Annotated in this window: 14 protein-coding genes; 2 read left to right on the top strand and 12 right to left on the bottom strand. The window is 66.0% G+C overall.

Annotated features, from left to right (window positions below; translation table 11 throughout):
- Positions 1-88 precede the first annotated feature (88 nt).
- Positions 89-535, top strand: a complete 447-nt coding sequence (smpB, locus tag U4Z64_RS07295; protein ID WP_050012888.1) for an SsrA-binding protein SmpB — start codon at positions 89-91, stop codon at positions 533-535.
- Between the two features lie 303 nt (positions 536-838).
- Here smpB and U4Z64_RS07290 read toward each other — a convergent pair whose 3' ends face one another.
- The 3 genes from U4Z64_RS07290 to ppsA all read right to left on the bottom strand — a co-directional run bounded on the left by U4Z64_RS07290 (position 839) and on the right by ppsA (position 4,852).
- Positions 839-1,774, bottom strand: coding sequence for an SPFH domain-containing protein (locus U4Z64_RS07290; RefSeq protein WP_044843761.1), 936 nt, complete (start codon positions 1,772-1,774; stop codon positions 839-841).
- Between the two features lie 33 nt (positions 1,775-1,807).
- Complete coding sequence (locus U4Z64_RS07285) at positions 1,808-2,242, bottom strand: NfeD family protein (protein ID WP_044843762.1); 435 nt, start codon at positions 2,240-2,242, stop codon at positions 1,808-1,810.
- 210 nt (positions 2,243-2,452) lie between these two features.
- Positions 2,453-4,852, bottom strand: coding sequence for a phosphoenolpyruvate synthase (gene ppsA / locus U4Z64_RS07280; RefSeq protein WP_044843763.1), 2,400 nt, complete (start codon positions 4,850-4,852; stop codon positions 2,453-2,455).
- Positions 4,853-5,225: 373 nt separating this feature from the next.
- On the opposite strand from ppsA, the gene U4Z64_RS07275 reads away from it, so the two are divergent.
- A complete protein-coding gene (locus U4Z64_RS07275) occupies positions 5,226-6,041 on the top strand; it encodes a pyruvate, water dikinase regulatory protein (RefSeq protein ID WP_044843764.1) in 816 nt (271 codons plus the stop codon).
- Between the two features lie 121 nt (positions 6,042-6,162).
- Here the strand turns inward: U4Z64_RS07275 and U4Z64_RS07270 are convergent, their stop codons facing one another.
- The 9 genes from U4Z64_RS07270 to rseP form a co-directional block, all read right to left on the bottom strand.
- The gene (locus U4Z64_RS07270; protein WP_044843765.1) at positions 6,163-6,945 is read right to left on the bottom strand and encodes a TrmH family RNA methyltransferase; all 783 of its coding nucleotides are present in this window, start codon (positions 6,943-6,945) and stop codon (positions 6,163-6,165) included.
- On the bottom strand, positions 6,942-7,586 hold the full coding sequence (rnhB, locus tag U4Z64_RS07265; protein WP_044843766.1) for a ribonuclease HII: 645 nt from the start codon (positions 7,584-7,586) through the stop codon (positions 6,942-6,944). The genes U4Z64_RS07270 and rnhB overlap by 4 nt, the downstream gene beginning before the upstream one ends.
- Positions 7,583-8,752 (bottom strand): lipid-A-disaccharide synthase, encoded by a 1,170-nt coding sequence (lpxB, locus tag U4Z64_RS07260; protein WP_321819550.1) that lies wholly within the window; start codon positions 8,750-8,752, stop codon positions 7,583-7,585. The genes rnhB and lpxB overlap by 4 nt, the downstream gene beginning before the upstream one ends.
- A gap of 3 nt (positions 8,753-8,755) precedes the next feature.
- Positions 8,756-9,544, bottom strand: coding sequence for an acyl-ACP--UDP-N-acetylglucosamine O-acyltransferase (lpxA, locus tag U4Z64_RS07255; RefSeq protein WP_044843768.1), 789 nt, complete (start codon positions 9,542-9,544; stop codon positions 8,756-8,758).
- Between the two features lie 67 nt (positions 9,545-9,611).
- Positions 9,612-10,079: a 3-hydroxyacyl-ACP dehydratase FabZ gene (gene fabZ, locus U4Z64_RS07250; RefSeq protein ID WP_006402657.1), complete on the bottom strand. Its 468-nt coding sequence runs from the start codon at positions 10,077-10,079 to the stop codon at positions 9,612-9,614.
- Positions 10,080-10,209: 130 nt separating this feature from the next.
- Entirely contained in the window at positions 10,210-11,289 is a 1,080-nt protein-coding gene (gene lpxD, locus U4Z64_RS07245; RefSeq protein ID WP_321819549.1) for a UDP-3-O-(3-hydroxymyristoyl)glucosamine N-acyltransferase, read from the bottom strand.
- A gap of 16 nt (positions 11,290-11,305) precedes the next feature.
- Positions 11,306-11,803, bottom strand: a complete 498-nt coding sequence (locus tag U4Z64_RS07240; protein ID WP_040144479.1) for an OmpH family outer membrane protein — start codon at positions 11,801-11,803, stop codon at positions 11,306-11,308.
- A gap of 64 nt (positions 11,804-11,867) precedes the next feature.
- Positions 11,868-14,174 carry an outer membrane protein assembly factor BamA gene (gene bamA, locus U4Z64_RS07235; protein WP_044843770.1) on the bottom strand — a complete coding sequence of 769 codons (2,307 nt, stop codon included), beginning with the start codon at positions 14,172-14,174 and terminating at the stop codon, positions 11,868-11,870.
- A 64-nt stretch (positions 14,175-14,238) separates the two neighbouring features.
- Positions 14,239-15,612 carry an RIP metalloprotease RseP gene (gene rseP, locus U4Z64_RS07230; RefSeq protein WP_321819548.1) on the bottom strand — a complete coding sequence of 458 codons (1,374 nt, stop codon included), beginning with the start codon at positions 15,610-15,612 and terminating at the stop codon, positions 14,239-14,241.
- Positions 15,613-15,614: the final 2 nt, after the last annotated feature.

Raw genomic sequence — 15,614 nt, 5'->3', positions numbered from 1 at the left:
GCATCGCTCGAGGTGAGAACGCAAGCCGGGCGATTCCCGCCCTGCTTTGCTAAAATCGTGATTTTAAACGAGTTGGCCCGATCCTTTCATGAGCATCATCGACAACAGGAAAGCGCACTTCGATTATCACATCGAGGAACGCTACGAGGCGGGGCTCGTGCTCGAGGGCTGGGAAGTCAAGGCGCTGCGCGCCGGGCGCGGCCAGATCAAGGAAGGCTACGTCGTGGTGAAGAACGCCGAGATCTTCCTGATCGGTACCCACATCAGCCCGCTGCCCGAAGCCTCGACGCACATCAAGCCCGATCCGGTCCGCACGCGCAAGCTGCTGCTGCACCGTGACGAAATCAAGAAACTGATCGGCAAGGTCGAGCAGCGTGGCTACACGCTCGTGCCGCTGAACTTCCACTACAAGGGCGGTCGCGTGAAATGCGACATCGCGCTCGCGAAGGGCAAGAAGCTGCACGACAAGCGCGAAACCGAGAAGAAGCGCGACTGGGAACGCGAAAAGGCGCGCATCATGCGCGCCGGCACCTGACGCTCGGGAAAGCCAGCCTCGCAAACGACACGGCCCGCTCGAAGCGGGCCGTGTTGCTGTGTGCGATGCGAAGCGCATGAGCGGCGGCCGGACCGCCGCTCGCGTTCCGGGACGAACCGCTGCGCAGCCTGCGCTGCTGACATGCGGGCGCGATCGCGCCCGAGGTCACGCGACGATTCGCAGCATGCCGGGCGCATAACGAGCACATGACCGGCACATACCGGGCGCACGACGGGCGCACGAGCGGCGCGCACCCGGCGACGCTCGCGGCGACCGCCGGCACGCGTAACCCGCGCTTGCCGCTCAGCCCCGCCCGCTCGCCGCCGGTGCCGCGTTCTTGACGATCGTCAGCGCCGACGCGATCGCGGTGCCGAGATCCGACAAGTTCGCCGGCACGATCAGCGTGTTGCCCTGTTTCGCGAGGTTCGAGAACGCGCCGACGTACTGCTCCGCGACCTTCAGGTTCACCGCATCCATCCCGCCCTGCGACTGGATCGCGTTCGCGATCTTCTGGATGGCCTGCGCGTTCGCCTCGGCCACCGCGAGAATCGCGGCCGCCTCGCCCTGGGCCTGGTTGATCGCGGCCTGCCGCTCGCCTTCCGACTTCTGGATCGCCGCTTCGCGCGCGCCCGACGCGAGGTTGATCTGCTCCTGCTTGCGGCCTTCGGAAGCAGCGATCAGCGCGCGCTTTTCCCGCTCGGCGGTGATCTGCGCCTGCATCGCATGGAGGATCTCCTTCGGCGGCGTCAGGTCCTTAATCTCGTAGCGCAGCACCTTCACGCCCCAATTCGCAGCGGCCTGGTCGAGCGCCGACACGATGTTGTGGTTGATGAAGTCGCGCTCCTCGAAGGTCTTGTCGAGTTCGAGCTTGCCGACCACCGAGCGCAGCGTCGTCTGCGCGAGCTGCGTGATCGCGAGCACGAAGTTGCTCGACCCGTACGACGCCTTCATCGGATCGGTCACCTGGAAGTACAGCACGCCGTCGACCTGCAGCTGCGTGTTGTCGCGCGTGATGCAGACCTGGCTCGGCACGTCGAGCGGGATTTCCTTCAGCACGTGCCGGTAGGCGATCCGGTCGACGAACGGCAGCACGATATTGAGACCGGGCGACAGCGTCGCGTGATAGCGCCCGAAGCGTTCGAGCACCCACGCATGCTGCTGCGGCACGATCTTCACCGTCTTCGACACGATCACGATGGCGATGACGAGCAGGACGACCCAGATGATCAGCGAATCCATGAAATATTCCCTCCTTGTTGTATCAGTGGACGATCAGCCCGCGGGTTTCGCGATGACGACGAGACTGTTGCCGCGCACGGCACGCACCTGATACACGCGTGCATCGTCGCGCTCGCCGGCCGCGAGTTCGACGTCCCAGTCGGCGCCGCGATACTGCACGCGCGCGCGGCGGTCGTGCCACGCGTCGACCGTGACGGTCGCGCCGATATCGAGATTGACGTCCGGATTCGTCGACGTGTCGCGCTTCTGCTTGCGCCCGAGCCCCGAGCGGCGCAGCACGATCATCGCGACGATCGCGACCACGGCGGCCGCACCGAACTGCACGTGCGGCGCGAAACCGGCGAGCTGCAGCAGCGCGCCCGCGAGAAAGCCGAGCGCGATCATCAGCAGATAGAACGTGCCGGTCAGCAATTCGGCGACGACCAGCACGCCGACTCCGACCCACCAGAACAGATGCCCCGACATCATTGTGGTCTCCCGAAAAACGTCCCCGCTGCTCACTATATTCGCTGCGCGCCCGCCCGTGGGTCGCGGTCGACACGCATGACGCAACGCGGCGCGTACCGACGAAAAAAAACACCCCGGCGCTTACCGGGGTGTTTATAACACGAACCTTGCATTTTGCCTTCAACACAAGCGCGGCGTACCGCGCTTGCGCCGAATAAGCGTTACCGACCGTTACTTCCGGTTGGCGAGCGCCTGCCACGTATCGATGATCGTGTCCGGGTTCAGCGAGATCGACACGATGCCTTCGTCGGTCAGCCATTGCGCGAAGTCCGGGTGATCGGACGGGCCCTGGCCGCAGATACCGACGTACTTGCCCATCTTGCGGCAGGTATCGATCGCGCGCTTGAGCAGGAACTTGACGGCCGGGTCGCGTTCGTCGAAGTCGACGGCCAGCAGTTCCATGCCCGAGTCACGGTCGAGGCCGAGCGTGAGCTGCGTAAGGTCGTTCGAACCGATCGAGAAACCGTCGAAGTGCTCGAGGAACTCTTCGGCGAGGATCGCGTTGGTCGGGACTTCGCACATCATCACGAGGCGCAGGCCGTTCTCGCCGCGCTTCAGGCCGAACTTCTCGAGCAGGCCGACGACACGCTCCGCCTGCTTCACGGTACGCACGAACGGCACCATGATCTCGACGTTGGTCAGGCCCATCTCGTCGCGCACGCGCTTCAGTGCACGGCATTCCATCTCGAACGCCTGCGCGAAGTCTTCGGCGATGTAGCGCGACGCGCCGCGGAAGCCCAGCATCGGGTTTTCCTCGTCCGGCTCGTAGCGCGAACCGCCGATCAGCTTCTTGTACTCGTTCGACTTGAAGTCGGACAGGCGCACGATCACGGGCTTCGGATAGAACGCCGCGGCGATCGTCGCGACGCCTTCCGTCAGCTTGTCGACGTAGAACTGGCGCGGCGACGCGTGACCGCGCGCGACGCTCTCGACCGCCTTCTTCAGGTCCTGGTCGATGTTCGGGTACTCGAGGATCGCCTTCGGGTGCACGCCGATGTTGTTGTTGATGATGAACTCGAGACGCGCGAGGCCAACACCACCGTTCGGCAGTTGCGAGAAGTCGAACGCGAGCTGCGGATTGCCGACGTTCATCATGATCTTGACCGGGATTTCCGGCAGTTCGCCGCGCTGCACTTCCGTGACTTCCGTCTCGAGCAGCCCGTCGTAGATCTTGCCTTCGTCGCCTTCCGCGCACGACACCGTGACGAGCGCGCCGTCCTTCAGGATGTCGGTCGCGTCGCCGCAGCCGACGACTGCCGGCACGCCGAGCTCACGCGCGATGATCGCCGCGTGGCAGGTGCGGCCGCCACGGTTCGTGACGATCGCCGCCGCACGCTTCATCACCGGCTCCCAGTTCGGGTCGGTCATGTCCGCCACCAGCACGTCGCCCGGCTGCACGCGTTCCATTTCCGACGGGTCCTGGATCACGCGCACGGGGCCCGCGCCGATCTTCTGGCCGATCGCGCGGCCCGTTGCCAGCACCTGCGACTGGCCCTTCAGCTTGAAGCGCTGTTCGGCCTTGCCGCTCGCCTGGCTCTTCACCGTTTCCGGACGCGCCTGCAGGATGAAGATCTTGCCGTCGCGGCCGTCCTTGCCCCACTCGATGTCCATCGGACGCTGGTAGTGCTTCTCGATGATGACCGCGTACTTCGCGAGCTCGATCACGTCTTCGTCGGTGATCGAGTAGCGGTTGCGCTGCTCGTGCGGCACGTCGACCGTCTTCACGCGGCCCGGCTCGCCCGGCTGCGTGAATTCCATCTTGATCAGCTTCGAGCCGATCGAGCGGCGGATGATCGGGTACTTGTCCTGTGCGAGCGTCGTCTTGAACACGTAGAACTCGTCCGGGTTCACGGCGCCCTGCACGACGGTTTCGCCCAGGCCGTAGCTCGACGTGATGAACACGGCGTCCTTGAAGCCCGATTCGGTGTCGATCGTGAACATCACGCCGGCCGCGCCGACGTCCGAGCGGACCATGCGCTGCACACCGGCCGACAGCGCGACTTCAGCGTGCGTGAAGCCCTTGTGGACGCGGTACGAGATCGCGCGGTCGTTGTACAGCGACGCGAACACGTGCTTCATGCGGTCGAGCACGTCGTCGATGCCGACGACGTTCAGGTACGACTCCTGCTGGCCGGCGAACGACGCGTCGGGCAGGTCTTCCGCGGTCGCGGACGAACGCACGGCGAACGACAGCTCGCCCGGCGAGCCGTTCTTCAGGATTTCGAACTGTGCGCGGATTTCCTCCTCGAGACGTGCCTGCAGCGGCGCGTCGACGATCCACTTGCGGATTTCGGCACCGGCTTCGGCGAGCGCCTTCACGTCGTCGATGTCGAGCGACTCGAGACGCTTGGCGATGCGATCGGTCAGATCGTTGTGCTTGAGGAAATCGCGGAATGCGAGCGCGGTCGTGGCGAAACCGGTGGGTACGCGAACGCCTGCTTCGGAAAGCTGGCTGATCATCTCGCCGAGCGACGCATTCTTGCCGCCCACGATCTCCACATCGGTCATCCGCAACTGCTCGAACGGGATTACATACGCCTGGTCCTTTGCGACGTTTGCTGCGTTAGTCATACAAGCCCCTAAGTGTGAAAAAAATGCTCGATTGCGCAAGTGGGCTCGGACGCGGGCGCTTGCAAAAAGGCGCGGCGCGTCTTGCGCAACCTGTTGGAGAAACAATCGCGGCGGAAAATCTTCCGACCCGATTTGCAAAAATCCCGGCAGAAGGGCGATATATTCAGACGAATCGCCGAACTTGCCGGGAGTTCTGGAACGTTCGCGGCAAGTCTGGCGTGCCGTTCGCACCCCGCCCCCGCAATTGCTTATCCAACAGGTTGCCGCTATTCTACCGTGCCGGCTGCCGGATGTGGCGCGACCTTGTCACTGTGCCTGGAGGCGGACCTCCAGCGGCCCGCGCAACCGCCCTTCACGCTCGACGCCCAGATTCATGCTGCCTACCGTTTTCATCGTCTCCGACGGCACCGGGATCACTGCCGAAACCTTCGCGCACTCGATCCTCTCCCAGTTCGACCAGAAATTCCGCCTCGTGCGCGTGCCGTTCGTCGACTCGCTCGACAAGGCTTTTTCGACCGTCGAGAAGATCAACGAAGCCGCGGTGCACGACGGCCGCCGCGCGATCGTGTTCACGACGCTCGTCGACAGCGAGTCGAACGACATCGTCAAGCGCTCGAACGCGCTCGTGCTGGACATGTTCCAGCGCTTCGTCGAGCCGCTCGAGCAGGAACTGGAGCTGAAGTCGAGCCACGCGATGGGCCGCGGCCACCAGAACGCCGACACCGAGGAATACAAGACGCGGATCGAGGCGATCAACTTCTCGCTCGCGCACGACGACGGCCAGTCGAACCGCAACCTGTCGGAAGCCGACGTGATCCTGGTCGGCGTGTCGCGCAGCGGCAAGACGCCGACGAGCCTGTATCTCGCGATGCAGTACGGCGTGAAGGCCGCCAACTATCCGCTGATTCCGGAAGACTTCGAGCGCGGCAAGCTGCCGTCGGCGCTGTCGCCGCATCGCGACAAGCTGTTCGGGCTGTCGATCGATCCGCAGCGCCTGTCGGAGATCCGCAACGAGCGCCGCCCCGGCAGCAAGTACGCGGCGCCCGAGAATTGCCGCTACGAGATCAACGAGGCCGAGGCGATGATGCGCCGCGAAGGGATCAAGTGGCTGTCGTCGACGCACAAGTCCATCGAGGAGATCGCGACGACGATCCTGCAGGAGATCCGCCTCGACCGGCAGTCGTACTGACGACCGGCGCACGGGCGGCCGCCGGGCCGCCGTCGCCAGAAGCAACAAGGCCGCGTCGAACGCGGCCTTTTTTCGTGGTGCGGGATACCGCGCGGGCAACGCCGCGCGTCACGTCATCATGTCATGCGAGCCGCTGCTGCCGCACCTGCTCGAACAGGCACACCGCCGCCGCTGCCGCCACATTCAGCGACTCCATGCCGCCCGGCTGCGGGATCGTCACGCGATGCGTGGCCACGTCGCGCCAGAACGCCGACACGCCGGCGCCCTCGTTGCCGAATACCCATGCGACGGGCCCGGCCAGGTCGCAGTCGTAGATCGCCTGCGCGCCGTGCGAATCGGTCAGCGCGACCGGCACGTCGAGGCGTTCGGCGAGCGCGCCGGCCTCGACATCCTCGTGGATCGACAGCAGGAAGTGCGCGCCCATTCCCGAGCGCAGCACCTTCGACGACCACGCATAGGCGGTGCCCGGCGCGCAGAACACGTGCCGCACACCGGCCGCGGCCGCGCTGCGCAGGATCGAGCCGACGTTGCCGGCGTCCTGCACGCCGTCGAGCACGACCGACGTGTGCGTGACACGCTCCGGCAGCGGCTGCGCGGGACGCTCGACGAGCAGCAGGAAACCGACGCCGCTCACCACGTTCGACAGTTGTCCGAACAGCGCATCGGGCAGCGTGACGACCCGCTGCGCGTCGACGCGCGCGATGATCGCCTGCGCTTCGTCGTGCGCGAGCGCGCCTTCGGTGGCGACGCACAGCTCGGGTATCGCGCCCGTATCGAGATACGCGCTGGCGAGGTGAAAACCTTCGAGCAGCGCCTGGCCGCCGCGGCGCTGCTGGGACGTCGAACCCGCAAGCGCCTTCAGGCGCTTGTACAGCGGGTTGTCGCGGGAAGTAATGCTTTTCATCGAATCAGGTCGAGTGCCGCGCGCACGGGTGCGAACGAGCGCCGATGCGCTTCGCACGGGCCGTGCTCGCGCAGCGCGGCGAGATGTTTCTCGGTGCCGTAGCCCGCATGCACGTTGAACCCGTACACCGGGAAGCGTTCGTGCAGCTCGACGAGCATGCGGTCACGCGCGACCTTCGCGAGGATCGACGCGGCCGAGATGCTCGGTACGAGCGCGTCGCCGCTGACGATCGCCTCGGCACGCACCATCAGCGTCGGGCAGCGGTTGCCGTCGATCTGCGCGAGCGTCGGCAGCACCGACAGGCCTTCGACGGCCCGCTTCATCGCGAGCATCGTCGCGTGCAGGATGTTGAGCGTGTCGATCTCGTCGACGCTGGCCGACGCGACGCAATACGCGCGCGAGCGCGCGACGATCAGGTCGTACAGCGCGTCGCGCTTTTTCGCGGACAGCGCCTTCGAATCGTCGAGCCCGTCGATCGGCTGCGCGGGATCGAGGATCACCGCGGCGGCGACCACCGGCCCCGCGAGCGGGCCGCGGCCCGCTTCGTCGACGCCGCAGACGATCTCGTCGGGCCGGCTGAAGTCGAAGCCGCCCTGCACGTCGGTCGACGCGCGGCGGCGTGGTGCACGGGCTGCCGTCATACGCGCCTCTTGCGTTGCTCGAGTACGCGCACGACCGCTTCGGCCGCCTTCGCGGCCGTGTTCTGCCGCAGCGAGAGATGCATTTCGGTAAACACTTCGGTCAGCGTGCGGCGGTTCGCGTCGTCGCGCAGCTGCGTGAGCGTCGCATCGGCGAGCGCCTCGGGCGTCGCGAAATGCTGCAGCAGCTCGGGCACGACGAAGCGCCCCGCCAGGATGTTCGGCAAGCCGACGTACGGCAGATAGCCCTGCCGGCGCATGATCTGTCCGGTCAGCCAGGGCACCTTGTACGAGATCACCATCGGCTTCTTCAGCAGCGCGGCTTCCAGCGTGACGGTGCCGCTCTTCACGAGGATCGCGTCGGCGGCCGTCATCGCGACCTGCGAGCGGCCGTCGGTGATCGTCAGCGCGAGTTGCGGATGGGCGTCGACGAGCGGCTGCAGCAGTTCGCGCAGCGCGGGCGTCGCCGCCGGCATCACGAACCGCACGCCGGGCTCGCGCTGCTGCATCAGCGCCATCGCGGCGAAGAACGTCGGGCCGATCAGCCCGATCTCCGAGCGCCGGCTGCCCGGCAGCACCGCGATCACGGGGCCTTCGGCCGGCAGGCCGAGCGCGATGCGCGCGCCGTGCGTGTCGGGCTCGAGCGGAATCTCGTCGGCCAGCGGGTGGCCGACATACGTCGACGCGACGCCTGCCTTGTCGAGGATCGCCGGTTCGAACGGGAACAGGCACAGCATGTGGTCGACGGACTTCGCGATCTTCTTGATCCGGCCGCCGCGCCACGCCCAGATCGACGGGCACACGAAGTGGATCGACGGGATGCCCGCGTCGCGCGCGGCCTGCTCCACGCTGAAGTTGAAATCGGGCGCGTCGACGCCGATGAAGGCGTCGGGCCGCTCCGCGAGCAGCTGGCGCTTCAGCTCGCCGCGAATCCGCAGGATCTCGGGAATCTGGCCCAGCGCCTCGACGTAGCCGCGCACCGTCAGCTTGTCCATCTGCCAGTGCGAGTCGAAGCCGTGCGCGAGCATCCGCTGCCCGCCGATCCCGTAGTAGCGGGTCGATGCGGGCAGCCGCGCCTGAAGCCCGCCGAGCAGCGACGCCGCGAGCAGGTCGCCCGACGGCTCGCCGGCCACCATCGCGAGCCGGAGCTGATTGGTCGGGAGCGACATCGCTTAGCGGATGATGCCGCGTTGGGACGCGTCGATGAACTCGACGAGCGCGGTGACCGCTGCGTCGCCTTCGCCGCCCGCGGCCGCCAGCTCGCGCAACTGCACCTTCGCTTCCTCGAGCGACAGGCCGTTCTTGTACAGCAGGCGGTACGCGCTGCGCAGCGCCGAGATCGCGTCGGGCGAGAAACCGCGCCGGCGCAGGCCTTCGACGTTGATGCCGTGCGGCTCGGCCTTGTTGCCGGCCGCGATCACGAACGGCGGCACGTCCTGCACGAGCGCCGAGGCGCCGCCCAGCATCGAGTGCGCGCCGATGCGCACGAACTGGTGCACGCCCGACATCCCGCCGACGATCGCGAAGTCGCCGATCTCGACGTGACCGGCCATCTGCGCGTTGCTCGACAGGATCACGTTGTTGCCGACGCGGCAGTCATGGCCGATGTGCACATAGGCCATGATCCAGTTGTCGTCGCCGAGCGTCGTCACGCCGACGTCTTGCACGGTGCCGGTGTGGATCGTCGTGAATTCGCGGATCGTGTTGCGGTTGCCGATCACGAGCTTCGTCGGCTCGTCCTTGTACTTCATGTCCTGCGGACGGCCGCCCACCGACGCGTAATGGCCGATGCGGTTGTCCTCGCCGAGCGTCGTGTGACCTTCGATCACGCTGTGCGAGCCGATCGTCGTACGCGCGCCGATCGTGACGTGCGGCCCGACGATCGCGTACGGCCCGATCTCGACGGACTCGTCGATCTGTGCGCCCGGTTCGACGATCGCGGTAGGATGAATCCTGGTCATGCGCCGTTGCCTCTCGATGTGATGTGTCGCGTTGCCCGCGTTACGTTACCCATGCGTGCCGCGTCGCTCAGGGCGCCGCGTCGGCCGTCTTGACCGTGCACATCAGTTCGGCTTCCGCCGCCACCTTGCCGTCCACTTCCGCCACTGCCTTGAACTTCCAGATGCCGCGGATGTAACGTTCGAACGTCACGTTCAGAATCAGCTGGTCGCCCGGTTCGACCACGCGCTTGAAGCGCGCGCCGTCGATCCCGACGAAGTAGTACAGCGTGTTTTCCGGATCCTTCGGCTGCTCTTCCGAGAACGTCAGCAGCGCGGCCGCCTGAGCGAGCGCCTCGAGGATCAGCACACCCGGCATCACCGGCCGCTTCGGGAAGTGCCCCTGGAAGAACGGCTCGTTGATCGACACGTTCTTCAGCGCTTTGATCCCCTTGTGCGGCTCGAGTTCGAGCACGCGATCGACGAGCAGAATCGGATAGCGATGCGGCAGCAGCGTGAGGATCTTGTGGATGTCGAGATTGATTTTTTCAGTGCTCATGATGGTTCGTCTCACGCAGAGGCTGCGCGGTGGTGATGCAAAGGCTGAAGCGGGCCGCCGTGCGGCCCAGTCTGGCAAACCGGGCCGGATGCGCTGGCCGTGCCCGGTTCGTGGTCTCGCATGGTGTCGGTCAGGCGTGCGTGCCGCCCTGGGCGGCCAGCGCGGATTCGAGCGCCTTGATGCGGTCGCGCAGCTTGTCGAGGTTGCGCACGAGCGCGGCGCTCCGGTTCCATTCGCCGTGGTCGACGGCCGGGAACGCGCTCGTATAGATGCCGGCCTTCGGCAGCGACTTCGACACGCCCGAATTCGCCGTGATGATGACATAGTCGCCAAGCGTCACGTGGCCGGCGATCCCCGCCGCGCCGCCGATCATGCAGTGGCGACCGATCGTCGTGCTGCCCGCGATGCCCGCCTTGCCGGCGATCACCGTGTAGGCGCCGATCCGGCAGTTGTGCGCGATCTGGACCTGGTTGTCGATCTTCACGCATTCTTCGATGACGGTGTCCGCCATCGCGCCGCGGTCGATCGTCGTGTTCGCGCCGATCTCGACGTCCGGGCCGATCGACACGCCGCCGACCTGCGGGATCTTGACCCAGCTGCCGGTGCGCGCGTCGCCGTCGCCGACGAAATCCGGCGCGAAGCCGAACCCGTCGGAGCCGATCACGGCGCCCGCGTGGATGATCGCGCGCGGGCCGATCTTGCAGCCGTGGTACACCGACGCGTTCGGATACAGGTGCGAGCCGGCGCCGATCGTCGTGCCGCGGCCGACGAACACGTTCGCGTCGAGCTGCACGTCGTCCTCGATCACCGCGCCGGCCTCGACCGTCACGTGCGGGCCGATCACCGCGGTCGCGGCGACCTGCGCGGCCGGATCGATCGTCGCGCTCGGATGCACGCCGGCCGCGCGCGGCGGCGTGGCGAGATCGATGAACATCTGCGCGACGCGCGCGAAGTACGCGTACGGATTCGGCGTCACGATGAAATTGCGGCCGTCAGCGGCCGCGCCCAGCTTTTCGAGATCCTTCGGCGCGATCAGCACCGCGCCGGCGCGGGTCGTCTCGACCTGCGACAGGTACTTCGGGTTCGCGAGAAACGCGAGTTGCTGAGGGCCTGCCTGGTCGAGCGGCGCGAGGCCGCCCACCTTGCACTGGGCGTCGCCGGCGATCTCGCCGCCGAACCGCGTTACGAGTGCCTCAAGCGTCAATGCCATTCGTCGTCTGCTCCGTTCAGTTCGTCGAGCCGGACGCGAGCGCCTTGAGCACCTTGTCGGTGATGTCGATGCGCGGGCTGACGTACACGGCTTCCTGCACGATCAGGTCGTAATTCTGCTGCTCGGCGATCTGCTTGATGACCTTGTTCGCACGCTCCAGCACGGCCGCGAGCTCCTCGTTGCGGCGCTGGTTCAGGTCTTCGCGAAACTCGCGCTGCTTGCGCTGGAAGTCGGTATCGAGCTGCGCGAGATCGCGCTGCTTCTGCGCGCGATCGGCCGCCGACAGCGACGCACCGTTCTTGTCCAGCGAATCGGACATCGACTTCAGGCGCGCCGCGAGGTCCTGCAGATCCTTGTCGCGCTTCGCGAACTCGGCTTCGAGCTTCGTCTGCGCCGCCTTGGCGGGCGCCGACTCGCGCAGGATCCGATCCGAATTGACCGCCGCGATGCGGGCGACGTCCTGAGCATGCGCCGTCGCCGCGCCCAAGGCCAGCGCAACGGTCAGCGCACACATCACTCGTTTCGAAAACTTACCGGTTAGCAAAATTACCCTCTCGTTACTGTTGTCATGCGTTCGATCAGAACGCCGTCCCGATCTGGAACTGGAATTTCTGGTACTGGTCGCCTTCGTGCTTCTGCAGCGGGAAGCCGAGGCTCAGCTTCAGCGGGCCGATCGGCGAGATCCACGCGAGACCCACACCGTAGCCGTAACGCAGGCCGTTCGCGCCGGTACTCGTGCCGCCCGGCGCGTTGCCCCACACGTTACCGCCGTCGAGGAACGTGAACACGCGCAGCGTGCGGTCGTAGCCGGTGCCCGGCAGCGGGAACGTCAGCTCGATGTTGCCGACCACCATCTTCGAACCGCCGATCGGGTCGTTCGTCTTCGTGTCGCGCGGGCCCAGCGAGCTCGGCTCGTAGCCACGCACGGAGCCGATACCGCCCGCGTAGTAGTTCTTGAAGATCGGGTACGGGTTGCCGATGCCGTTACCGTAGCCGCCTTGCAGGTTCAGGCCCAGGATGAAGCCGCGCGAGAACGAATAGTAGTACTGCGCCTGCAGGTCGGCCTTGTAGTACTGGATCTTGCCGACCGGCACGCCGTATTCGACGTTCGCCTGCGTGAAGTAGCCGCGGCTCGGGATCAGCGCGCTGTCACGCGCGTCGCGCGACCATGCCACCGTCAGCGGCACCGTGTTCGACACGCGGCCGAACTCGTTCACGTAATCCTGGTAGCTCTGCGGCGTGTTCGAGTCGACGTCGAGACGGTTCTGCTCGAAGCCCGCGCCGAAGTAGACGGTGTCGACTTCCGAGAACGGAATGCCGAACTTCAGGTTGCCGCCCGCGCTGATGATCCGGAAGCTCGAACTCGTCGAGTAGTAAAGCGGCTGGTACGTGCGGTAGTAGACGTCGGTGATCCGCTTGATGCCGTCGACCGTGAAGTACGGGTCGACCTGCGTGACGGTCAGCGTGCGGTAGCTCTTCGCGGTGTTGACGTTCACCGACAGGCTCGTGCCCGAGCCGAACACGTTGTCCTGCGACACGCCGGCCGACAGCACCACCTTGTCCGTCGACGAGAAGCCCGCGCCCAGCGTGATCGCGCCGGTCGGCTTTTCGTCGACCTTCACGTTCACGTCGACCTGGTCGTTCGTGCCTTCGACCGGCACCGTCGTCACGTCGACGTTGGTGAAGTAGCCGAGACGGTTCACGCGGTCCTTCGACAGCGCGAGGCGGTTCGAATCGAACCACGAGCTTTCGAGCTGGCGCATTTCGCGGCGCACGACTTCGTCGCGCGTGCGCGTGTTGCCGACCACGTTGATGCGGCGCACGTACACGCGGCGGCTCGGATCGACGACGAGGTTCAGGTTCACCTTGTGGTTCGCCTGGTCGATGTCCGGCTGCGCGTTGACGGTCGCGAATGCGTAGCCGTATTCACCGAGCTTGTCGACGATCGACTTCGTCGTTTGCTGCAGCTTTTCGGCCGAGAAGCGATCGCCCGGCTTGATCTTGATCAGCTTGTTCAGTTCGGCTTCGCGATCGAGCAGGTTGCCCGACAGCTTGATGCCCGACACCGTGTACGGCTCGCCTTCGTGCAGCGTGACCGTCAGGTACATGTCCTTCTTGTCGGGCGAGATCGACACCTGGGTCGATTCGATGTTGAATTCGAGGTAGCCGCGGTTCAGGTAGTACGAGCGCACGGCCTCGAGGTCGCCCGTGAGCTTTTCCTTCGAGTACAGGTCGTTCTTCGTGTACCAGGAGAACCAGTTCGGCGTCGACAGCTGCATTTCGTCGCGCAGCGTGCTGGTGCTGAACGCCTTGTTGCCGATGAAGTTGATCTGGCGGATCTTCGCGCTCGGGCCTTCGGCGACCGCGAACAGGATCGACACGCGGTTCGCGTCGACCGGCGTGATCGTCGTCTTGACCTCGGCCGCATAGAAGCCGCGCGTCAGGTACTGACGCTTGAGCTCCTGCTCCGCCTTGTCGACGAGCGCCTTGTCGTAGTAGCGGCCATCGGCCAGACCCACCGCGCGCAGCGCCTTCGTCAGGTTGTCCTTGTCGAATTCCTTCGTGCCGGTGAAGTCGATCGACGCGATGGCCGGACGCTCCTGCACCTGCACGATCACGACGTTGCCCTGGGTGGCGATGCGCACGTCGTTGAAGAAGCCCGTCGCGTACAGCGCGCGGATTGCTTCGGATGCCTTGTCGTCGGTGAAGGTATCGCCCTGCTTGATCGGCAGGTAGGCGAACACCGAACCGGCTTCGACGCGCTGCAACCCCTCGATCTTGATGTCTTGCACCACGAACGGTGCCGCTGCATGCGCCGCGAGGCCGTGCGCGGCGAGCGCGGCCGCTGCAACTGTCTTAGGTACAAAGCGATGAGGTTTGAACAACGTGCATCCCCAATATTTAGCTGCATCAAATCAGGCGGCGGCCGACTGGCCGCCGCCTGACGCTTCAGAAATGGATTAACCGAGCCAGGTCGTTGAACAGCGCGATCGCCGACAACGCGACGATGCAGATCAACCCGGCTCTTTGCAGAATCAGCTGCCAGCGCTCCGATACGGCTTTCCCGGTCGCGGCTTCAACCAGATAATATAACAGATGCCCCCCGTCCAAAACGGGAATCGGCAGCAAGTTCAGCACCCCGAGGCTAATGCTGACAAGGGCGAGGAACGACAGGAAGGCCGACGGACCGAGCCGCGCGCTCTTGCCCGCGTAGTCCGCGATCGTCACCGGGCCGGACAGGTTCTTCAGCGACGCATCGCCCGTGATCATCCGCCCGAACATCCTCAGCGAGTAAATAGCGATGTCCCACGTGCGGTGCGCGCCGAGGCGCAGACTCTCGATCGGCCCGTAGCGCACGTCGACCGACGGCGTGTGCATCGACAGCGCCGCGCCGATGCGGCCGACCTGCTGCCCCGTTTCGTCGTCGCGCTGCGCCTGCGGCACGATCGACACCGTCCGGGACGCACCGCCGCGCTCGATCTGCAGTTCGACCGCTTGGCCCGCATGGTGCTTCACCGCGTCGATGAAGCGCGTGGCGCCGCCGATGGGCTTGCCGTCGAGCGCGAGCAGCTTGTCGCCGGCCTTCAGGCCTGCCTGCTCGGCCGCGCTGCCGGGCTGCACCGACGCCACCGACAGCGCGCCGCCGCCGGTCTCGAAGCCCAGGTGCAGCATGAAATCGTCGTCGAGCGCGCTTTCGGGAACATTGCGCAGGTCGACGCGAAAGTCGAACGTCGCCGCGCCGCCGTCGCGCGCGCCGAGCACGACCTCGCGATGATCGAACGCGGCGGCCAGCAGCTTCCAGCGCAGGTCCGACCACGAGCGCACCGGCACGGCGTCGCCGCCCTGCGCGTCGCGGATCGATACGATCGTCTCGCTGCCGTCGAAGCCCGCGCGGGCCGCCGCCGTGCCGGCGGCCGGCGGCGCGAGCACCGCGGCCGGCTCGGTCACGCCGGTCGCGAATACGGCGGAAAACAGGACGATTGCCAACAGGAAGTTCGCGATCGGGCCGGCGGCGACGATCGCGATGCGCTTGAACACCGATTGCCGGTTGAACGCCTGGCCGAGCTCCTCGGGTTTGACGCCCGCCCCCGGCTCGCGCTCGTCGAGCATCTTCACGTAGCCGCCGAGCGGCAGCGCGGAGAGCGTCCATTCGGTGCCCGTCTTGCGGCTGACCCAGCGCGCGACGGGCTGGCCGAAGCCGATCGAGAAACGCAGCACCTTCACGCCGCACCAGCGCGCGACACGATAATGTCCGTACTCATGCACGACGACCAGCACCCCGATCGCCACCGCAAACGCGATCAGTTCGACCAGCACGTTCATGA

Source organism: Burkholderia sp. BCC1996, assembly GCF_905339955.1.
In the GTDB taxonomy this organism is placed as follows: domain Bacteria; phylum Pseudomonadota; class Gammaproteobacteria; order Burkholderiales; family Burkholderiaceae; genus Burkholderia.
Note: the sequence above shows the minus strand (reverse complement) of the source record. Positions and strands in the feature narration are given on the sequence as shown.